We start from the raw sequence: 19,540 nt of genomic DNA, 5'->3' as shown, positions 1-19,540 counted from the left end.
TAGGGTGAGCGGGTGGAGACCACCGAGCCTGACAGCGTCGAGGAACAGCGGCCGGGCGCCAGTCTCGGCCTGCCTGCCGGCGGTCGCGGATCCCTGGCTCGCTGGGGTTCGCGGATCGGTGCCCTGATCGTGGACTGGGCGGCTTCGATCGTTGTCGCGATGGCACTGTTCGGCGTGGGTGTCATGCGTGATCCCGGCTGGCGCGCCTGGATGCCGATGACTGTCTTCTTCGTCGAGAAGACTGTCCTCACCGCCCTCACCTCGGGATCGTTCGGCCAACTGCTGGCCAGGATCGCGGTGGTGCGCCTCGACTCCGCCGGGCCGGTCGGCTGGTGGCGCGCGGCGGTCCGGGCGGCCATGAAGTGCCTGGTGCTGCCGGCGGTGGTGATCGGCGCGGAGCGGCGAGGATTGGACGACATGGTGCTCGGCACCGTCGTGGTGAACCGGAGGTGAGCCGATGTACGTGGTGATCGTGAGTCGTGGGGTCCCCGGCCCCTCCGACCCGTTGCGGGGAGTGTTCGAGCTCGACCAGGCCAAGGCTCTTCAGGACGCGGGCCATCGCGTCGTGATCGCGGCGCTGGATGCTCGCTCAGCCAGACGCCGACGCCCGATGGGCGTCCACGTCACCGCTGTCGACGGGATCGACGTCGTCCGCCTTGACGTGCCGCTGGGCCGGGTCCCGGTGCGCCTGGATCACGCCGTTCACGCCCGTGCGATGAGAAGCCTGTGGGGAGCGGTCGTCGATCGATTCGGGACTCCCGAGATCGCGCACGCGCATTTCAGCCATTACGCGGCCGCGCTGGTGCGCTCCGGCGTCCTGGATTCCGGGAGCCGGAGGGTGCCTCTGGTGGTCACCGAGCACGACTCCCATCTGCGTCCGGACCGGGTCGACAGGTTGCGCGACGAGAACTGCCGGGTGGGGCTGGGCGCTGCCGACCGGGTGCTCGCCGTCTCGGGAGCGCTGGCCCGCATCCTGGTGGAGCGCTACGGGGTCGATGTGGCGGTGGTGCCGAATGTCGTCGATGTCGACCTGTTCGACCGCCCCTCGCACCGTCGTCCCGGGATCAACCTGCTGAGCGTCGGCAACCTCATCGAGCGCAAGGGCATGGCGCAGCTGTGCCGTGCGTTCCTGACCGTGGCCGAGGGCGAACCGTCGATGAGCCTGAGAATCGTGGGGGAGGGGCCGGCCAGATCCGATCTCGAGGGGCTGCTGGCCGAGCGGGATCCTCACTGCAGGATCACGCTGCTGGGCCGGCTGGGCCGCGAACAGGTCGCCGAGGAGATGGCCGGGGCCGACGGGTTCGCGCTGTTCTCCCGATGGGAGACCTTCGGCGTCGTCTACGCCGAGGCGATGGCCGCCGGGCTGCCGGTACTGGCCTCTCCGTGCGGGGGTCCGGAGGGATTCCTCTCCCCGGGCACCGCGGTGGTCTCCCGCGGATTCGAGGAGCGCGATCTGAGGGCCGCCCTCACCGATTTCGTCGAGCGGCTGGGGAGCTTCGACCGGGACCTCATCCGCGCCACCGCCCGACAGAAGTTCTCCCCGGGGGCGCTCGCGAAGAGCCTCACCGGGGTGTACCGCGGTCTGAGGTGAGAATCAGACTCTGAGCCGACGGTTTGCCCGCGCCTGCGTGGAAGACTTGGGCCATGACCCTGGCAGCCTGGATGGACTCGATCAATCAGTTGATCGCGGCGCATGCGGGCGAGCCGTGGGTCCTCGTCGCACTGGCCGCACTGTGCACCATTGACGGCTTCTTCCCGCCGGTTCCCAGCGAGTCCCTGGTGGTGGGGCTGGCCGCCGTCGGCCGCCCCCCGTGGTGGCTGCTGGTCCCGGTCGCGACGCTGGGCGCGATCCTCGGCGACAATATCGCCTTCCTCATCGGGCGAAGGCTCGGCCACACGCGGCTGTTCACCGGTGGTCGGCGCCGGATCAGGACGGTCACCTGGGCCAGGCGCCAGCTGCGGCGCCGCGGCCCGCTGTGCATTCTTGTGGCCCGCTACATTCCTGGCGGCAGGGTGATCGTCAACGCGATAGCGGGGGCCACCGGGTTCAGCTACCGGGTCTTCCTGGCCGTCGACGTCATCGCGGGGATCCTGTGGTCCGGGTACTCGGTGGCGATCGGGACCGGGGCGGCGAGCATCATCGGCGACAATCACATGCTGGCGATGGTGCTGGGGATCGTCCTGGCGGTCGCGATCGGCGCCGTGCTCGACCAGATCCTTCGTCGCCTCATGCCGGTGCACGCGGACGCCGAGGGGGACGCGGCCCCGAAGAGTCAGGGCGTCGACGAGAAAGATGCCCACATGCACGTCGGCTGACAGCCCAGGGGCTCGGCCGGAGGGTTGTGAAAACTGTCATAGTTGTGAGGTTCGTCACACTATGTGACAATTGCACATGATCATCTCCGAGGTCCTCCGCAAGCGCGGTACCAACGTCGTCACCGTCGCCACCACCATCACCGTCGGCGACCTTCTCAACACCCTCGCCGATCTCAACATCGGCTGCGCCGTGGTCAGCGACTCCGCCGGCCGTATCGACGGCATCGTCTCGGAACGCGACGTCGTGCGCCATCTCGCCACCGACCCGGCCCTGCTCGAACAGGCAGTGGCCACGATCATGGTGACCGAGGTCACCACCTGCTCCCCGGGCGCCGATCTCGAGGACGTCGCACGGGTCATGACAGAGCAGAGGATCCGGCACATCCCCGTCGTCGAGGCCGGCAGGCTGATCAACATCGTGAGCATCGGCGACGTCGTCAAGAACAGGCTCGACCAGCTCCAGGACGAGCGCGACCACCTGATGAACTACGTGTCCACAGCCGAGGGCCTCACGCCTCCTCGATGAGCTCCCCGGCCTCCAGCCAGGCGTTCTCCAGATCATCGATCCGCGTCTCCAGGCGGGAGGCGTCCTGCTGGAGCTCGTTGAGCTTCACGAAGTCGGTGGCCACCCTGGCCATCTCCTCGTGGATGCCGTCGAGATCATGGCGGGCCCGGGAGATCTGGCCCTCCAGGCGGGCCATGTCCTTGCGGGCCCGGCGCAGTCGGGCCGAGGACGGCCCGGGGGCCGACGGGTCGGCGGAGCTGCCAACCTGCTGGGATTTCGACGGGCCCGCCTCGCGGTGCTCCCGGGCCTCGAGATACTGGTCGATGCCGCCCGGCAGCAGGACGCAGGACCCGTCCCCCATCAGTGCGTAGGTGACGTCGCAGACCCGTTCCAGGAAGTACCGGTCGTGGGTGACCACGATGAGGGTGCCGGGCCAGGTGTCCAGATAGTCCTCCACGACCCGCAGGGTGTCGATGTCCAGATCATTGGTGGGCTCGTCCAGCAGCAGCACATTGGGCTCCTCGATGAGCAGCCGCAGCAGCTGGAGACGGCGCTTCTCACCGCCCGACAGGTCGCCGACCCGGGTCACCAGGCGCTGACCGGTGAAGCCGAAATCCTCCAGCAGGTTGCCTGCACCGGTCTCGCGCCCGGTGGCGAGCGTGGTCTCCTGGCGCAGTCGCTGGACGGAATCGAGCACCGTCTCGCGTCCCTCAGGACGGTCGGCGTCCAGCTCGTGGACCTCCTGGGTGAGGTGGGCGATGTGCAGCGTCTTCCCCTGCTTGACCCGTCCTGAGGTCGGTTCGATCAGCTGATCGAGGAGATTGAGGAGGGTGGACTTGCCGGCCCCGTTGACGCCGACCAGGCCGATCCGGTCTCCGGGGCCGATCGACCAGGTGAGATGCTTCAGCAGGCTTCGCCCGTCGGGCAGTGTGAGGGTGACGTCGTCGAGATCGAAGACGTCCTTGCCGAGCCGGCTGGCGGAGAACCGGGCGAGCTCGAGCTTGTCGCGAGGATCGGGGACGTCGGCGATCAGGGCGTTCGCGGCGTCGATGCGGAACCGGGGCTTGGAGGTGCGGGCCGGAGCTCCGCGGCGCAGCCAGGCCAGCTCCTTGCGCACCAGATTCCGGCGCCGTGCCTCATTGGCGGCGGCCTGCCGGGACCTCTCGGCACGGGCCAGGGTGTAGGCGGCGTATCCGCCGTCATAGGCGTCCACGGTGGCGTCGTGAACCTCCCAGACCCGATTGCACACCTCGTCGAGGAACCAGCGGTCGTGGGAGACGATGAGCATCGCGACGCCGTGGGCCCGCAGGGCGCGCAGGTGCCCGGCGAGCCAGGCCACCGCCTCGACGTCCAGATGATTCGTGGGCTCGTCGAGAACCAGCAGATCGTGGTCGCCGAGCATCAGGGCCACCAGGGCCGCGCGCCGCCGCTCACCGCCGGACAGCTCGGAGGTGGCCGAGTCCAGATCGATGTCGGCGAGCATCTGCTCGACGATCGGCCGGGCCGCCGGGTCGGAGGCCCAGACATGATCGGGGCGGCCCTGCACGACGAGATCGCGGACGGTCTGGCCGGGGACCGGGGTCTCGGCCTGAGCCAGCAGGCCGATCGACACCGATCCGGTCCGGGTCACCGATCCCGCATCGGGCTCCACGGTTCCGGTCAGGATCCCGAGCAGGGTGGACTTGCCGTCCCCGTTGCGTCCCACCACACCGATGACCTCCCCGCTGGACAGTCCCAGAGAGAGGTCATCGAGGACCACTCGGGTGCCGAACGTCTTGGTGACGTGCTCGGCGTTGAGGATATTGATCGAGGCGGCCACCGATCAGCGACCCCGCATCGAATTGCGGGCGCCCTTCGTCGAGGTGGGCATCGGGCCCTTGGGGACCGGGATCCTCGGGCGCATCGCGTCGAGGGCCTTCAGGCGCGAGCGGACCTCGTTGATCCTGGCGTCGTCAAGGGTCTTCGGCAGCTTCTTGATCTTCTTGTCCAGCTGCTCCAGGGGGATCTGGTCCTTGCCCTCGCCCATGGTGATGGTGATGACGGCGACGCCGTAGGCGACCTGCTCGTGGCGGTGCTTCTCCTCGGCCATCAGCTTGCGGAGCCCGTTCCCGTGACCCTCGCCCACCAGGACGAGCCCGCCGGGGCCGAGAGCACGGTGGATGACGTCCTGCTGGCGGGAGACCGCGATGGCCGGGGTGGTGGTCCACTTCTTCTTGTCGAGCTGGGACAGCGCCACCTCGGCGGATCCGGGCTGGCCCTTGAAACGGGTGTACATGGACCTGCGGGCCCGCCGGCTGAAGATCCACATGCCGCAGGCCGCACCGGCGAAGATACCGACGACCAGCCACATCCACCAGGGCGTGATGATGATCCCGAGCACCACGAAGACCACGATCGGAACCAGCACGGCCCCCAGCACCCACCAAGTGACCGAGGGGTCGGCCTTGCGGGTCATCTTGAAGGTCTCTACGAGCTGCTTCCAGGTGCCCCAGTCCTTGGGGTTGTCGGAATTCTTGCGACGCTCCTTGGCAGCCTTGGCCTCGGCCTTCTGCTTAGCTGCAAGCTCCTTGGCGGCCTGGCTCTTGGGCATGGACGACTCCAGTGATGTATCAGGGTTCGGATGTGGGCGACCCCTTATACTACCGTGCCGCGAAGGGGGCCGGCCGTCGGCCGTCCCGGTAGCCGGTGACGATGGTCACCGGAGTCTGCCCGCGGGCCTCCATCGCCTGACGGTAGAGCCGCCCGGCCCGGTAGGAGGAGCGCACCAGCGGACCGCTCATGACCCCGACGAAACCGATCTCCTCGGCCTCCTCGGCCAGCTCGTCGAACTCCTGGGGGGTGACCCAGCGGTCGATCGGGTGCAGGTGCGCGTTGGGGCGCAGGTACTGGGTGATGGTGAGCAGATCCGTGTCGGCGTCGTGCAGGGCCTGCATCGCCTCGGAGACCTCCTCACGGGTCTCGCCCATCCCGAGGATGAGATTGGACTTGGTGACCATGCCGTGGTCATGGGCGCGCTGAAGCACCTCCAGGGAGCGGTCGTAGCGGAACCCGGGCCGGATCCGCTTGAAGATGCGCGGCACCGTCTCCAGGTTGTGACCGAAGACCTCGGGGCCGGCCTCGAAGACCTGATCGAGCAGTTCGGGGCGCCCGGAGAAGTCCTGGGCGAGCATCTCGACGCCTACGCCGGGGTTGGCGCCGTGGATCTGCCGGATCGTCTCGGCGCACAGCCAGGCTCCCTCATCGGGCAGGTCATCGCGGCAGACGCTGGTGACCGTGGCGTAGCGCAGCCCCATCTGATGCACGGACGCCGCCACCCGGTGAGGCTCGTCGGTGTCGTAGCCGTCAGGCTTGGCCGAGGCGATCTGACAGAAGTCGCAGCGCCTGGTGCACTTGTCGCCACCGATGAGGAAGGTGGCCTCCCGATCCTCCCAGCACTCGAAGATGTTGGGGCACCCCGCCTCCTGGCAGACGGTGTGCAGATCGGTGTCCTTCATGCGCCGGCGCATGTCGCGGTACTCCGGGCCCATCGTCGCCGTGGTGCGGATCCACTTCGGCTTGTTCTCGATCGGGGTCTGGGCGTTCTTCACCTCGACGCGCAGCAGGCGCCTTCCGTCAGCTTCGACACTCACAACGCCCACCATAGCGGGGGAGGCGACTCCCCCAGCGCCCCCTCGTAGCGGCGGCAGCCGCAGACATCTGGTTGGTGTCGCTGGCCTCGCCTTGCGGCACCAGTCTGTGTCCGCACTCGGCTGAAGGGCTCGCTGCCTCCCCACCGAGAATGTAAGTGGCCTGTTGCCGGGTGTGACTCTTGACTCCCCTGACGGCCCCTTGGGGCCTGTCCTTCGAACGATGTGTCCACCCGGCGGCGGGTATGAAGCGTGGGCCGGCCGGGCATGACTTGATAGGAGCATGACCGACACCAAGGTCTCCTCGGTGTGCTGTCTGCCTGCCCGGCCGACGCTTCCCATTGTGACATCTCACAGGGAGGCTGCCAGCCATGAGCGCCGACGTTCCAGTCCAACCACTACCGGTCGTCGCCGGGGTCGACACCCATTCCGAGACCCACTACGCCGCAGTCATCAGCGTCACGGGTCAGGAACTGGGCGCGGTCGAGTTCCAGACCACCGAGTCCGGCTACCGGGCCCTGGAGGCCTGGATCACCAGTCTCGGGCCCCTTCTACGAGTCGGGGTCGAGGGCACCGGCTCCTACGGGGCCGGGCTGACCCGCCACCTCCAGAAGGACGGGATCACCGTCCAGGAGGTCCTGCGCCCCGCCAGGCGACTGCGACGGATGAAAGGCAAGTCCGACAAGATCGATGCCTATGCCGCCGCCCGCACCGCCCTGTCCCAGGTCGCTCCGGTCGTCCCCAAGGCCGGCGACGGGCCGGTGGAGGCCCTGAGGGTCACCATGATGGCCTACCGCTCGGCGGTCAAGGCCCACACCGCCGCCGGCGCCCAGATCGGCTCCGTGCTGGTCACCGCCCCCGAGGAGATGCGGGCCCGCTACCGCGGCATGTCCGGCGAGCCGCTGGTGCGAGCCCTGGCGGCGGCACGCCAGCGTGCCGGCGAGGACGAGGTCGCCCGGGCCACCCGGACCACCCTGACCCGCCTGGCGCGCCGGTCCCAGTTCCTGGCCGACCAGAGCCAGGCCGCCGAGGACGACCTGAAACGCCTGGTGACCCAGATCAACCCGGGGCTGCTCCAGGCCCGGGGAGTGGGTCCCGTCACCGCCGCGCAACTGCTGATCACCGCCGGGGACAACCCCGAACGCATCACCACCGAGGCCGGGTTCGCCGCCCTGTGCGGCACCAACCCGGTCCCGGCGTCCTCAGGCAGGACCACCCGTCACCGACTCAACAAGTCCGGGGACCGTCAGGCCAACTGGGCCCTCCAGATGATCGTGGAGAACCGGTTGTCCAACGACCACCGGACCATCGGCTACCAGACCCGCCGCATCAGGGAGGGCAAGACCAAGACCGAGATCAACCGGTGTCTCAAACGAGCCGTCGCCCGCGAGATGCACCACCTGATCGTCCACCCCCGACCACCGGTCGACGTCACAGACCTGGGTCCCCGGCGCAAGGCCCTGAACATCACCCAGCTCCAGGCCGCCGACCACATGCGAGTGTCGAACGCGACACTCTCCCGGCTCGAACGTGGCAAGACCTTCGCCCCCGACCTCTACCACCAGTACACGCACTGGCTCACAGAACTTGAAAACCCCCAACAAACCTCTTGACACCCATAGGAGCATCGCGCGGGGAGGGTCGGGGGTCGGGCACGGCGTCGCCGGCCTCGCGTTGCGGCACCGGTCTGTGTCCGCGCTCGGCTGAACACCTCGCCCCTTCTATCTGACTATCTGAAATTTCTGAGCCTCAGCGAGTTGGTGACGACCAGGAGGCTCGACAGGCTCATGGCCAGGCCGGAGATCAGGGGGTTGAGCAGCCCGGCCGCGGCGATCGGGATCGCGGCGATGTTGTAGGCGAAGGCCCACACGAGATTGCCGAGGATGGTCCGTCTGGTGCGGCGCGACAGCCGGATGGCGTCAGGCACCACCCCCAGATGGTGGCGGACGCAGATGATGTCGGCGCTGCGCATCGCGATATCGGTCCCGGTCACCAGAGCCAGCCCCAGATCTGCCGCCGCCAGCGCGGCGGCGTCGTTGATCCCGTCGCCCACCATGGCCACCCGGTGCCCCTCGGCCCGCAGCCGGTCGATGACCTCGGCCTTGCGGGAGGGCGTCACCTGGGACATCACCTCGTCGCAGCCCAACCGGTCGCCCACCAGCTGTGCGGCGGCACGGGAGTCGCCGGTCAGCAGGACCGTGCGCAGTCCCATCCGGGAGAGCTCGCCCACCACCTCGGTCGCCTCGGGACGGACGGTGTCGGCCAGGACGAGGACGCCGGCGGCCCGACCGTCGACGCCGACCAGCACCGGCGTCTCCGCCTGCGATCGGGCCGCCTCGACCGCGGCTGCCAGTTCGAGGCCCGGAGCCTGGCCCTGTGCGGACAGGAATTCCGGGCTGCCGACGATGACCCGGTGGCCCTCCACGGTGCCGTGCAGACCACCACCGGCGACCGTCCGATGGTCGGTGCAGGCCGGAACCGGCCCGGGACACGACTTCACCACCGCAGCCGCGATCGGGTGGGTGGACGCCGCCTCCAGAGAGGCCGCCCATCTGTGGACGCGATCCATATCGGCGCCCTCGGCGCAGACCCGGGAGATCAGCGTCATCGTGCCGGTGGTGACGGTGCCGGTCTTGTCCAGGACGACGGTGTCGATGCGGCCGGCGGCCTCGAGGGCATCGGGACCCTTGATGAGGATGCCGAGCCGGCCCCCGCGTCCGACGCCGACCATCATCGCCGTCGGAGTGGCCAGGCCCAGGGCGCAGGGGCAGGCGATCACCAGCACCGACAGTCCTGCCGACAGGGCATGGCGCAGGCCGGCGCCGCTGATCCACCAGCCGGCGACGGTGATGGCGACGATCCCCAGGACCACCGGAACGAAGACCCCGACGACCTTGTCGACGAGCCGGGAGACATTGGCCTTGCGCGCCTGGGCCTGTTCAGCCATGGCGGCCATCTGCGCCAGCTGGGACTCCTCGCCGACGGCGGTGGCGCGCAGCACGACCCGACCTGTGAGGTTCACAGTGCCGCCGAGAACCCTGTCCCCGACGGTGACGTCGACCGGTACCGGCTCCCCGGTCATCATCGACGAGTCCACACTCGTCTCACCCTCGGTGACGACGCCGTCGGCCGGTACGGTCTCGGAGGCCAGCACCACGACGAGATCGCCCTGGCGCAGCCGGGACACCGGGACGGTCCTCTCGGCGCCGCCGACCAGCAGCCGGGCACGGGTGGCGGCCAGCTGGCCCAGGGCGTCGAGGACCGACCGGGCGGTGCGTTTCGCCCGGGCCTCGAAATAGCGCCCGGCGAGCAGGAAGCAGGTGACACCGGCGGCCACGTCCAGGTAGAGGGTGTCTGCTCCGGCGGGGGTGATGCCGTAGCCCAGCCAGTAGCCCTCGGTGTCGGGGGCGGTGACCAGCATCGAGATGACGGTCCAGACGAAGGAGGAGAGCACCCCCAGGGAGACCAGCGTGTCCATCGAGGTGATGCCGTGACGCAGATTCGCCCACATCGCCCGGTGGAACGGCCAGGCGCACCAGCCGACGACCGGCAGCGCCAGCACCACCAGCATCCGGTCCCAGCCGGGGAAGCGCAGCTGCGGGGCCAGCGCCAGAACCAGGCCGACGTCCATCAGAGGCAGGGTGAGCAGGGTGGCGACGATGAGGCGCCTGCGCAGCCCGTTGATCCGCGCCGCGGCCAGGGCGGCCGGGTCGACGTCACCGGTCCGGGCGGCCGTGTAGCCGGTCCGTCTGACGGCCTCGATCGCCTCTGCGCCGGTCATCCCGGTCACCGTGGCGCGCTCGGTGGCGTAGTTGACGACGGCGCTGACCCCGTCGAGGCTCGACAGTCTCTTCTCGATCTGGGTGGCGCAGGCCGAGCAGGTCATACCGCCGATCTGCAGGGAGACGGGGCCGGGGGCGTCGGTGTCCTGGGTCATGCCTGGGAGGCCCCTTCATCGTCCCGGTTGACGGGCCGGTCGCGGTGGGTGTGGGCGGTCTCCTCGGCCTCGGCGACGGCGTCCTGGCCCGCCATCCGGGCAAGCATCTCGTTGTACGCGCCCAAGGAGTCCTCCAGCCCCTCGTCCTCGGCCTTGTCGAGTCGGCGCTGGTCGCGCCGGTCCGACAGGAACCACTGCACACACAGTGCCAGGAGCACCACGGCCATCGGTGGCTCGCCGGTGGCCCAGGTGACCTGCCCGCCGAGGTTCTGGTTGGCTGCCAGATCCCTGACCCACGGCACGGACAGGGTGAGGTAGTAGTCGCGACCGATGATCTGATGGGCGCTCATGGTGATGACGGCGAAGAAGGAGTGGAAGGGCATCGCCGTGATGATGAAGCCGAGACGCCCGATATGGGGCAGCGAGGTGGGCAGCTCGTCGAGACCGATGACGTACTCGAAGAGCAGCAGGCCGGCCGCCATGAAGTGCAGCAGCATCCACTGGTGACCCCAGTGGTAGCGCATCAGGAAGCCGAATATCGGGGTGAAGTAGACCACGTAGAAGCTGGCGACGAAGACCGCCCAGCCGGTGAACGGGCCGAACAGCAGCTTGGCGGGGCGCCAGTTCAGCAGGCTGTCCAGGCAGGAGCGAGGATTCATCAGACCGTCGCGCCCCGAATCGATCGCCTGGCGCAGCAGGGTGACCGGGGCGCCCATCACCAGCAGCGCCGGCACCAGCATGTTGAACAGCATGTGGACGAGCATGTGCCAGCTGAACATGATCGAGGACGCCGTCCACAACCCCGTCGAGGCGAGGTAGGCCACGATGAACCATCCGAGGATCCACGCGATCACACGCCCGCCCTGCCACGGCCGGCCGCCGAGGCGCACCCTCCGTACGGCCAGCAGGTATCCCGCGATCCCGGCGAAGGCCAGGAAGTCCATGAGCAGGTTGGGCCTGCCCGGCAGCATCAGGGAGGCGACAGTGGGTCTGGCGGGCAACGGATACCCGAGGTAGTTGATGACGGGGGTCTGCGAAACGAGGTAGCGCGGAGGGATGAGCTGCCCGGAGGCGCCGGTGACGGTGAGGGCCACGGCGATGCAGGTCAGCTCGAGCGCCACCAGGGACCGGCGGCCCGCAAGCACCGCCGCCAGCCAGACCGCCAGTGCCACGATCAGCACCAGCCGGGCGAGGCCCCAACGGGTGGTCAGCGGGTCGACCCCGGCCAACCCCTGCCACCACACCACCAGCTGGCCGACGAGGGCGACCGCCAGGCAGACCGTCACCGGCGTCCGCGTCCTGCCCGCCAGCGCGGTCGCGGTATCCGGGGTGCCGACGGTCCGTGAGGCGGTGGCCGCCGCGGCGATGATCAGGGCGATCATCGAGACGGCTCCGGCGTCGGTGGAGAAGTCGTGGTTCAACCCCACCGAGACCGAGCCGGTGACGACGACAGGCACCGCCGAACCCGCGACCGCGACGGCGAGGATCAGCAGGGCGCCGAGGGTGCGGGTGAGCAGGCTCACCAGGGAGGTGACCAGGCCGATGACCGCCATCACGAACCAGGCGGTCACCGACGGGGTGGTGGCCAGGTGGGTCGGTATGTCGGCGATCACCTCGGCCAGCGGCAGGCCCGAGGAGTCCGCGGCCTCCAGAGGCACCATGAGCAGGGCCGCGAGAGTCCACGCCTGGCTCATCCTCCAGACGGGCCTTCCGACGGTCCTGGTGGGATCGTGGGTGTCGCGGTCGGGTCCCAGGAGGGTCGCCCGAAGCAGCCGAGTGAGCGTCATCACGAGGCACAGCCAGGCGGCGGTGCTGATCAGCGCGTGGAGCACACCGGTCAACGGGTCAGGGGTCCCGCGCCCCAGCAGCTTCGGCTCGGACTGGCGAAGCCACCCGATGAACCCGGCGCACAGGGCCATCGCCAGCACTGCCAGCCAGCTGAGTGCGGCGGCCGACGTGCGAGCGGGCTGGCGTGGTGCCACGGTGTCTCCTTGATGTTCGATTCAGTCACTCGCCGAGCGGGTGCAGGAAGGCGGGGTGCGAGCGGCGGGGGATGTCCGGACTCATCGTGTAGGGCCCGAACGCCAGCAGCTCGGCGAGGACGGGCTCGAGGCGATGCGCCACCTCGACCAGGGAGGGAACCGGTGTGGCGGGCCCGTGCACCCGTCGCAGCTCCCGCGCCACGGTGGTGACGTCGGCGTCGGCGATGCCGCAGGGGATGATGTTGTCGAATCCGGCGGTGTCCGGATCGATGTTGAGGGCGAAGCCGTGCAGCGCGGTCTGGCGTGAGACGCGGATCCCGATGGCGCAGATCTTGCGTTCGGGCCCGTGTCCGTCGGAGGGGAACCAGACGCCGGTGCGCCCAGGGACCCGCCCGCATCTCAGGCCGTAGCCGGCCAGCAGCCGGATGATCGCCTCCTCGACGCGCCGGACGTAATCGACCACCCCGATGCCGCGCTGAAGGAAGACGATCGGGTAGCCGACCAGCTGGCCGGGACCGTGCCAGGTGATCTCCCCGCCGCGGTCCACCGGAACCACCGGGGTGCCGTCGAACGGATAGGCCTCGCGTGGGGTGCGGCGCCCGGCGGTGTACACCGGGTCGTGCTCGACGTAGATGACGGTGTCGGGGATCTCGTGAGCGGCCACCAGAGCGTGGATCCGGCGCTGGTGCTCCCAGCACCAGCGGTACTCGGTGCGGATCGGCGGCGTTCCGGCGATGCCCAGGTACTCGAACTCCAGGCCCTGGGGATGGTCCACCCACCCCTGCGGGCGATGCCCGTCTGCGTCCGTCGGGGTGACGGGCTGAGGGGTCGGCGACTGCTTCGGGCCGAGATCGGCCCCGGATTCCTGCACGCTCACGGCTCTCACGATAGGTCCTCCGCCGAGGCAGGGGGAGACGGCGAGGGCCCCGCCGGCGACCGGCGGGGCCCTCGAACGGTTGGTCGATCACAGGCGGGGATCAGAACTCGCCTGCGAAATCGCCCTCCTCCAGCCTGTTCTTGACGCCGCTGAGGAAGCGGGCCGCCACCGCCCCGTCGATGAGACGGTGATCGTAGCTCAGTGAGAGGTACATCATGTCGCGGATCGCGATCGTGTCCTCGCCGAACTCGTTGGTGACCACGACGGGGCGCTTCACCAGCGCGCCGGTGCCCAGGATGGCGACCTCGGGCTGGTTGACGATCGGGGTGTCGAACAGGGCCCCTGCCGAACCGTAGTTGGTGATGGTGAAGGTGCCACCGGACAGCTCATCGGGGGTCACCTTGTTGTCGCGGGTGCGGGCTGCCAGGTCGCCGATCTGGTGGGCGAGGCCGGCGATGTTGAGGTCTCCGGCGTTCTTGATCACCGGGACCACCAGGCCGCGCGGGGTGTCGACCGCGATCCCGACGTTCTCCGTGGCGCCGTAGGTGATCTTCCCGGCCTCGGTGTCGATCCGGGCGTTGAACTTCGGGTTCTGCTTGAGTGCCTCGACCAGAGCCTTGGTGATGAAGGGCAGGTAGGACAGCCCGACCCCCTCCCTGGCCTTGAAGGCAGCCTTCTCGGCCTTGCGGATCCGCGAGATCGCGGTCATGTCGACCTCGACCGTCGCCGTGAGCTGGGCCGAGACGCGCAGCGACTCGACCATCCGGGAGGCGATCACCTTGCGCAGTCGGCTCATCTTCTCGGTGGTCCCGCGCAGTGCGACGGCCTCCGGGGAGACCGCCTGGGCCGCCGCCTTGGCGGATCCGGCGGCCGGCGCGGGTGCGCTCGGCGCGGGTGCAGCCGCTGCGGCCGGTGCGGGTGCCTTGGCCTTCTCGGCTGCAGCCAGGACGTCCTGCTTCCGGATCCGACCGCCGACGCCCGTTCCGGTCAGGGTGGACAGGTCGATGCCGTTCTCCTTGGCGAGCTTGCGCACCAGAGGGGTGACGTAGACGTCGGCCGAGGGGCTGGTGGCACGGGGGGCCACCTCATTGGCGCCGGCCGAGGGCGGCGTGGCAGGAGTCGGGGTGGCGGATTCAGGCTCGTCCGGTGCCGGTGCCGGTGCCGGTGCCGGTGCGGGCTCGGGTGCGGCCGGTTCGGGCTCGGGTGCGGCCGGTTCGGGTTCGGGTGCGGCCGGTTCGGGGGCGTCGGAGGCATCGCCGATGACGGCCAGGACGGAGCCGACCTCGGCCTCGTCGTCCTCGTTGACCCGGATCTCCAGGAGGGTGCCGGAGACGGGGGAGGGGACCTCGGTGTCGACCTTGTCGGTGGACACCTCGAGAAGTGGCTCGTCGGCCTCGACGGTGTCTCCGACGGACTTGAGCCAGCGGGACACGGTGCCCTCGGTGACTGATTCGCCGAGGGCCGGGAGAGTCACCTCAGTGCCCTTCGCGCCCGTGGGTGCGGCCGGTGCGGCAGCGGGTTCGGGTTCGGGGGCGGGCTCTGGTGCGGCCGGTGCGGGTTCGGGTGCGGCCGGTTCGGGGGCGTCGGAGGGATCGCCGATGACGGCCAGGACGGAGCCGACCTCGGCCTCGTCGTCCTCGTTGACCCGGATCTCCAGGAGGGTGCCGGAGACGGGGGAGGGGACCTCGGTGTCGACCTTGTCGGTGGACACCTCGAGAAGTGGCTCGTCGGCCTCGACGGTGTCTCCGACGGACTTGAGCCAGCGGGACACGGTGCCCTCGGTGACTGATTCGCCGAGTGCTGGGAGGGTGACTTCGGTCGACATGAGGTGGAGCTCCTTTGCAAGCCGCAACGTGTGGTTTTCAGACTAGCCCGAGTGCCGGAGAATGTGCATTCTGTAACAAATCCGGAGGGTTCCGGTGGGGATCGGGATCGCGCAGGGCGAAGACCGGTGGTGACGACGAGGGGGCGGTGGGCGCCGTCCGCCCGATAGCGTCGGACCGTCGGACCGATCGCGGAGGGCAGATGGAGCAGCACGCACGACCACGCCGGACAAGGTCGCGGGACGCAACTGTGCGGTACGGAACCGCCTGGTCCTGGCGGTCGGCACTCGACTGGGTCATAGTGGCCGTCGGCCTGGTACTGCTGTGGTGGGGGATCATCGGTATGGCCAGCCCCACGGTGAGCTGTCGCGGTGCGGTGATGGCGCCCGGTGACGTCTGCCACAAGTCGAGCTACACCTCGGTACGCACCGGCACTGTGCAGACCTATGACCAGCGACGCCGTGCGGTCGCCCAGTCCAGGCCGACGGTCATCGTCCTGGGTGGAGTCACCTTCGCCTTCGGCCTCGGCATGACGGTGTCGCGGTCGCGCGCCCGGCAGAAGCGGGCCGGCGCCGCCACGGGCCCCCGCAGCGCCTGAAGTCGGCCTCCGACGGCCTCGGAGGTCATGCCTCTGACAGGCTCATCCTCTCCCGCACCGGAGTGCCGTCCTCGGCGAGGGTGACGGCGTCGACCCCCTCGAAGGAGAGTTCGTCGAAGTGCTCCCCGAGCCATGCATCGGCCTCCTCGGCGCTGTCGAAGCTCTGGGAGGCGCCGAGTTCGGCCAGCGCATCGGTGCCGGCCGGGGACGGGTGGGGGACGGTGAGAATCCAGGCGAAGCTCATGTCACCAGACAAGCAGACCCGGGCGCGGACCACCAGCCCGGGATGTGCCGGCCCCCTGGATGCGCTCAGCCCTTGGGAGTGCGCGCGGCGCCACCGCGCTCCACGGCCGGGGCGGGGTTGCGCCAGCGGCGTGGGGTCATGACCCGGTTGTTGAGGTAGCTCAGCAGACCCTTGCGGGGTACCTGTGGGAACCTCGCGGCGAGTTCCTTCCTGACTCCTCGCCACAGCCGCCAGGTGTCGATCCCCCACCCGATCATCGTGAGGAGCATCACCAGGGAGAGGAGATTGACCAGGACGATCTGCTCGGGCAGGAACATGATGATCGCCAGCCACGCGGCCATGATGATCAGGAAGATCGGCATGATGTACTCGCCGAAGGTGCGGCGCGAGTCGACGTAGTCGCGGATCATGGCACGCTCCGGGCGCTTCTCCAGCGACTCGAGGCTGGAGAGCCGACGCTGCTCACGGGCCCGGCGGTCCCGCCGTCGGACCTCCTTGCGGCTCAGGTTCGGATGGAGCCTGGCCATCCGGGCGGCCTCGGCCTGCGCACGGGTGGGCGTCGGCCCGGTCTTGGCGCTCCTGCCGTGCGGCTGAGCCGTCTCCTCGGCGGGGGCTTCTGCCTGTTCGGGCCTGCGGTCATCGGCCTGGGCGCCGGTGCTTCCGGACTCCTGCTGTCCGGAGCCCTTGACGGTCTCGGTCTCGGTCTGGCCCTGCTTGTACGGGCGGAAGAGTCCCACGCTGAATCCTTGTTCCGATGTTCGCCCCGCTGATGCCGGGCGCCCCCGCACGGGAGCCGTGGGTAAGTGTAGAAGATCGTGTCACCCGGTAGGGGACTGCCTCCCTCCGGCCCCGGATTCCTCCCTGGGAGAATCACTGCCGACGGGCGAAAGGTTCGGCTTTGGCCCCGGACCCGTACTCTTGTACCCGTCACCGAGGCCGGCCCTGGCCGCGGGATGCTCGCGCCCGCAGCGCAGGGCTCACAGATACGGAAGGATCCGACTCGCCCATGGCAGGAATTTTCGAGCGATTCTCGACGATCTTCCGCTCCAAGGCCAACAAGGCCATGGACAAGATGGAAGATCCTCGCGAGACGCTGGACTACTCATATCAGAAGCAGCTGGACATGCTGCAGAAGGTTCGTCGCGGGGTCGCCGATGTGGCGACCAGCCGTAAGAGGATCGAGCTGCAGGCCAACCAGCTCAATGGTGAGATCGACAAGATGCAGCGCTCCGCCCAGCGCGCCCTCGAACAGGGCCGCGAGGATCTTGCCCGCGAGGCCCTGACCCGCAAGGCCGGGCTCCAGAGCCAGCTCAACGACCTCCAGACCCAGCACGCGACCCTGCAGGCCGAGGAGGAGAAACTCATCCGGGGTTCTCAGCGTCTCCAGGCCCGGGTCGACGCCTTCCGCACCAAGAAGGAGACCATCAAGGCCAGCTACTCGGCCGCCGAGGCCCAGACCCGCATCAACGAGGCCTTCACCGGTCTCAGCGAGGAGATGGGCGACGTCGGCATGGCCATCCAGCGGGCCGAGGACAAGACGATGGAGCTCCAGGCCCGGGCCGGCGCCGTCGACGAGCTGATCGCCTCCGGAGCCATCGAGGACCCGACGCAGACCCGCCAGGACGACATCACGGCCGAACTCGACGCCCTGGCCTCCGACTCCTCGGTCGAGTCGGAGCTCTCGGCGCTCAAGGCTCAGATCGGTGCGGGTGGCGATGAGGCCCGTCCCGAGCTGGAACCCGGCCAGCAGCCGGGCGCCACGCAGCAATCAGGCACCGCACGACAGGTCGGCGGCTCACAGGAGGACCAGAAATGATCATCCGAATCATGGGCGAGGGACAGTGGGACGTCCCCGATTCCGCCCTCTCCGAGCTGAACACGATCGACGGGCACGTGGAGCACGCCGTGGCCGGCGGCGTCCAGGCCGAACTCACCGAGGCCCTCACGCGCCTTGCCGCCACCGTCCGCGAGCACGGTCGGCAGGTTCCCGACGACGAGATCATCGACTCCGACCTCATCGTTCCCGACGTCAACGCCACCGTCGAGGAGGTCTCCGTCCTCCTCGCCGACAGCAACTCGGGGGAGGGCCTGATCCCCGGGTGAGAGTCCTGGTCGTGACCGACGCCTGGAGCTGCCTCAGCTCCAGGCAGGTCGGTACCGCACTGGGGAGGGCATGGGCCGGCCTCGGCGATGAGGTCGCCGTCATCCCCATGGGGAAGGCGGGCGACGGGTTCCAGCGCGCCCTGGCCGATCTTCCGGAGGCCGGCCGCGTCGACCTGATCGCCCCGGAGTTCCCGGCTGCCGGGGAGGATCAGTGGTCCGCCGATTCCGCTCCTCTGGGGCATCGTCTCGCCGAGCTGCCGGTCGAACCCGGACGGCACCAGGTGATCGAACTCGCGGAGGCGCCCTGGCGCGACGGGGGCCGAGGGATGATCGCGTACCTCCGCGGCCATGGCCACCTTCTCGGGGCAGGACGCTGGCCCGGCCCACTCACCCTCGTCACCACCTCGGACCAGGCATGTCTAGAACTCACCGGGCTGCGTGGAGTCGTCTCCGTGGAGGGGCGTGCCGAGGGGATGGATCCCGCGCGGATGCTGTCGTTGGATCAGGACCTGTGCGACTGGGCCCGTGAACTGACCGGTGATGCGGATGCGGGCGCGGCCCCCGGAACCGGCGCAGCCGGAGGCATCGGGCTGGCGATTTCAGCTCTTGGCGGACGGATCACGACCGGGCCCCGGCTGCTGCTGGATCTCGCGGGTGCCCGACGCAGTGCCGCCGAGGCGGATCTGGTGGTCACCGGCTGCGAGGAACTGAATTTCGGAACACTCGGCGGCGAGGTCGTCGCCGAGGTCCTGGAGCTTGCTGAACCGCTGGGCGTACCGGTCATCGCAGTCCCCCTGGCCAGCGAGGTCTCGGCCCGCGAGCTGCGCCAGGCCGGCCTGGAGGCGGCCACGCCGCTGGACTGCGGCCCGGTGACCGGGCCCCAAGGGCTGCCGGCCATCACGGCGGCGGCCGGACCGGTCGCACGGACCTGGCACTGGTAGTCGGTGCGACATCCTTCAGGTGGCCTCTTACACTAGGGGCTGACGAGACGGGATCTCGACCCGCCCCGACCCGGCCCCCTTCAGGGGCGGGCACCTTCCCCGAGGTGAGCCCCGGGGCCGTTCGACCACCGATGGAGTAGACCGATATGACCGACACTCTCAATGAGGCCCCCGCAGCGGAGGGCATCATCCTCACCGACACCGCGGCCGCCAAGGTCAAGGCCCTGCTCGACCAGGAGGGGCGCGACGATCTCGCGCTGCGCCTGGCCGTCCAGCCCGGAGGATGCTCCGGACTGCGATACCAGCTCTTCTTCGACGAGCGTCATCTCGAGGGCGATGTGGTGCGCAACTGGGGCGACGTTCAGGTCGTCACCGATCGGATGAGCGCCCCCTACCTCACCGGCGCCACCATCGACTTCATGGACACGATCGAGAAGCAGGGGTTCACCATCGACAACCCCAACGCGACCGGCACCTGCGCCTGCGGCGACTCCTTCCACTGACGTCGATCGGGCAGATCCGCTGAAAGCGGATGCGCCACCGTCGACGGCACCCCGTCCGATTCGCGAACCGGACGGGGTGCCGCTT

General features: G+C 69.3%; 19 protein-coding genes. 10 read left to right on the top strand and 9 right to left on the bottom strand.

Annotated elements, in window-relative coordinates; translation table 11 throughout:
* The first annotated feature begins 12 nt into the window (after positions 1-12).
* From JS278_RS10640 to JS278_RS10625, 4 genes are all read left to right on the top strand, one after another.
* Entirely contained in the window at positions 13-453 is a 441-nt protein-coding gene (locus tag JS278_RS10640) for an RDD family protein (RefSeq protein WP_114045171.1), read from the top strand.
* A 4-nt stretch (positions 454-457) separates the two neighbouring features.
* Positions 458-1,591: a glycosyltransferase gene (locus JS278_RS10635; RefSeq protein ID WP_114045170.1), complete on the top strand. Its 1,134-nt coding sequence runs from the start codon at positions 458-460 to the stop codon at positions 1,589-1,591.
* A 53-nt stretch (positions 1,592-1,644) separates the two neighbouring features.
* Positions 1,645-2,316 carry a DedA family protein gene (locus tag JS278_RS10630; protein WP_114045169.1) on the top strand — a complete coding sequence of 224 codons (672 nt, stop codon included), beginning with the start codon at positions 1,645-1,647 and terminating at the stop codon, positions 2,314-2,316.
* Positions 2,317-2,392: 76 nt separating this feature from the next.
* The gene (locus JS278_RS10625) at positions 2,393-2,842 is read left to right on the top strand and encodes a CBS domain-containing protein (RefSeq protein ID WP_114045168.1); all 450 of its coding nucleotides are present in this window, start codon (positions 2,393-2,395) and stop codon (positions 2,840-2,842) included.
* On the opposite strand, the gene JS278_RS10620 is transcribed toward JS278_RS10625, so the two are convergent.
* Genes JS278_RS10620 through lipA form a run of 3 tightly spaced genes read right to left on the bottom strand, consistent with a single transcriptional unit; the run spans position 2,826 to position 6,450 of the window.
* Positions 2,826-4,640: an ABC-F family ATP-binding cassette domain-containing protein gene (locus JS278_RS10620; protein WP_114045167.1), complete on the bottom strand. Its 1,815-nt coding sequence runs from the start codon at positions 4,638-4,640 to the stop codon at positions 2,826-2,828. The two genes, JS278_RS10625 and JS278_RS10620, sit on opposite strands and share 17 nt — an antisense overlap.
* Before the next feature lie 3 nt (positions 4,641-4,643).
* Positions 4,644-5,411: a DUF4191 domain-containing protein gene (locus JS278_RS10615; RefSeq protein WP_114045166.1), complete on the bottom strand. Its 768-nt coding sequence runs from the start codon at positions 5,409-5,411 to the stop codon at positions 4,644-4,646.
* Between the two features lie 49 nt (positions 5,412-5,460).
* The gene (gene lipA, locus JS278_RS10610) at positions 5,461-6,450 is read right to left on the bottom strand and encodes a lipoyl synthase (RefSeq protein WP_114046272.1); all 990 of its coding nucleotides are present in this window, start codon (positions 6,448-6,450) and stop codon (positions 5,461-5,463) included.
* Positions 6,451-6,818: 368 nt separating this feature from the next.
* Here lipA and JS278_RS10605 point away from each other — a divergent pair, with 368 nt between their 5' ends.
* Positions 6,819-8,060 carry an IS110 family RNA-guided transposase gene (locus JS278_RS10605; protein WP_114045165.1) on the top strand — a complete coding sequence of 414 codons (1,242 nt, stop codon included), beginning with the start codon at positions 6,819-6,821 and terminating at the stop codon, positions 8,058-8,060.
* 116 nt (positions 8,061-8,176) lie between these two features.
* Here the strand turns inward: JS278_RS10605 and JS278_RS10600 are convergent, their stop codons facing one another.
* The 4 genes from JS278_RS10600 to sucB all read right to left on the bottom strand — a co-directional run bounded on the left by JS278_RS10600 (position 8,177) and on the right by sucB (position 15,068).
* Positions 8,177-10,384, bottom strand: coding sequence for a heavy metal translocating P-type ATPase (locus JS278_RS10600; RefSeq protein WP_114045164.1), 2,208 nt, complete (start codon positions 10,382-10,384; stop codon positions 8,177-8,179).
* The gene (locus JS278_RS10595; RefSeq protein ID WP_114046271.1) at positions 10,381-12,303 is read right to left on the bottom strand and encodes a cytochrome c oxidase assembly protein; all 1,923 of its coding nucleotides are present in this window, start codon (positions 12,301-12,303) and stop codon (positions 10,381-10,383) included. The genes JS278_RS10600 and JS278_RS10595 overlap by 4 nt, the downstream gene beginning before the upstream one ends.
* Before the next feature lie 88 nt (positions 12,304-12,391).
* Positions 12,392-13,252 (bottom strand): lipoyl(octanoyl) transferase LipB, encoded by an 861-nt coding sequence (gene lipB, locus JS278_RS10590; RefSeq protein ID WP_114045163.1) that lies wholly within the window; start codon positions 13,250-13,252, stop codon positions 12,392-12,394.
* A 91-nt stretch (positions 13,253-13,343) separates the two neighbouring features.
* A complete protein-coding gene (gene sucB / locus JS278_RS10585; RefSeq protein ID WP_114045162.1) occupies positions 13,344-15,068 on the bottom strand; it encodes a 2-oxoglutarate dehydrogenase, E2 component, dihydrolipoamide succinyltransferase in 1,725 nt (574 codons plus the stop codon).
* Positions 15,069-15,316: 248 nt separating this feature from the next.
* On the opposite strand from sucB, the gene JS278_RS16795 reads away from it, so the two are divergent.
* Positions 15,317-15,664, top strand: coding sequence for a hypothetical protein (locus JS278_RS16795; RefSeq protein ID WP_425451438.1), 348 nt, complete (start codon positions 15,317-15,319; stop codon positions 15,662-15,664).
* 25 nt (positions 15,665-15,689) lie between these two features.
* Here the strand turns inward: JS278_RS16795 and JS278_RS10575 are convergent, their stop codons facing one another.
* Together JS278_RS10575 and JS278_RS10570 are read right to left on the bottom strand one after the other, a co-directional pair.
* Positions 15,690-15,908: a hypothetical protein gene (locus JS278_RS10575; protein WP_114045160.1), complete on the bottom strand. Its 219-nt coding sequence runs from the start codon at positions 15,906-15,908 to the stop codon at positions 15,690-15,692.
* Positions 15,909-15,973: 65 nt separating this feature from the next.
* Entirely contained in the window at positions 15,974-16,645 is a 672-nt protein-coding gene (locus JS278_RS10570) for a DUF3043 domain-containing protein (protein ID WP_114045159.1), read from the bottom strand.
* 269 nt (positions 16,646-16,914) lie between these two features.
* Between JS278_RS10570 and JS278_RS10565 the strand changes: the two genes are divergently transcribed.
* The 4 genes from JS278_RS10565 to JS278_RS10550 all read left to right on the top strand — a co-directional run bounded on the left by JS278_RS10565 (position 16,915) and on the right by JS278_RS10550 (position 19,455).
* Positions 16,915-17,724, top strand: a complete 810-nt coding sequence (locus JS278_RS10565) for a PspA/IM30 family protein (protein WP_114045158.1) — start codon at positions 16,915-16,917, stop codon at positions 17,722-17,724.
* The gene (gene pspAA, locus JS278_RS10560; protein WP_114045157.1) at positions 17,721-18,011 is read left to right on the top strand and encodes a PspA-associated protein PspAA; all 291 of its coding nucleotides are present in this window, start codon (positions 17,721-17,723) and stop codon (positions 18,009-18,011) included. Before JS278_RS10565 ends, pspAA begins: the two co-directional genes overlap by 4 nt.
* Before the next feature lie 11 nt (positions 18,012-18,022).
* Positions 18,023-18,952, top strand: a complete 930-nt coding sequence (locus tag JS278_RS10555; RefSeq protein WP_147243189.1) for a glycerate kinase — start codon at positions 18,023-18,025, stop codon at positions 18,950-18,952.
* A 146-nt stretch (positions 18,953-19,098) separates the two neighbouring features.
* Entirely contained in the window at positions 19,099-19,455 is a 357-nt protein-coding gene (locus JS278_RS10550) for a HesB/IscA family protein (RefSeq protein ID WP_114045155.1), read from the top strand.
* Positions 19,456-19,540 lie beyond the last annotated feature (85 nt).

It is taken from the genome of Acidipropionibacterium virtanenii (assembly GCF_003325455.1).
In the GTDB taxonomy this organism is placed as follows: Bacteria; Actinomycetota; Actinomycetes; order Propionibacteriales; family Propionibacteriaceae; genus Acidipropionibacterium; species Acidipropionibacterium virtanenii.
The sequence above is the reverse complement of the archived record's forward strand: the minus strand, read 5'-3'. Positions and strand labels throughout refer to the sequence as shown.

Bases quoted from the DNA above. Each gene is read 5' to 3' on its own strand.
- JS278_RS10550 (WP_114045155.1), top strand. From the start codon at position 19,099: ATGACCGACACTCTCAATGAGGCCCCCGCAGCGGAGGGCATCATCCTC.
- sucB (WP_114045162.1), bottom strand. From the start codon at position 15,068: ATGTCGACCGAAGTCACCCTCCCAGCACTCGGCGAATCAGTCACCGAG.
- JS278_RS10625 (WP_114045168.1), top strand. From the start codon at position 2,393: ATGATCATCTCCGAGGTCCTCCGCAAGCGCGGTACCAACGTCGTCACC.
- JS278_RS10595 (WP_114046271.1), bottom strand. From the start codon at position 12,303: ATGGCCCTGTGCGCCGGGTTCATCGGGTGGCTTCGCCAGTCCGAGCCG.
- JS278_RS10565 (WP_114045158.1), top strand. From the start codon at position 16,915: ATGGCAGGAATTTTCGAGCGATTCTCGACGATCTTCCGCTCCAAGGCC.
- JS278_RS10605 (WP_114045165.1), top strand. From the start codon at position 6,819: ATGAGCGCCGACGTTCCAGTCCAACCACTACCGGTCGTCGCCGGGGTC.
- pspAA (WP_114045157.1), top strand. From the start codon at position 17,721: ATGATCATCCGAATCATGGGCGAGGGACAGTGGGACGTCCCCGATTCC.
- JS278_RS10630 (WP_114045169.1), top strand. From the start codon at position 1,645: ATGACCCTGGCAGCCTGGATGGACTCGATCAATCAGTTGATCGCGGCG.
- JS278_RS10600 (WP_114045164.1), bottom strand. From the start codon at position 10,384: ATGACCCAGGACACCGACGCCCCCGGCCCCGTCTCCCTGCAGATCGGC.
- JS278_RS10615 (WP_114045166.1), bottom strand. From the start codon at position 5,411: ATGCCCAAGAGCCAGGCCGCCAAGGAGCTTGCAGCTAAGCAGAAGGCC.
- JS278_RS10635 (WP_114045170.1), top strand. From the start codon at position 458: ATGTACGTGGTGATCGTGAGTCGTGGGGTCCCCGGCCCCTCCGACCCG.
- JS278_RS10575 (WP_114045160.1), bottom strand. From the start codon at position 15,908: ATGAGCTTCGCCTGGATTCTCACCGTCCCCCACCCGTCCCCGGCCGGC.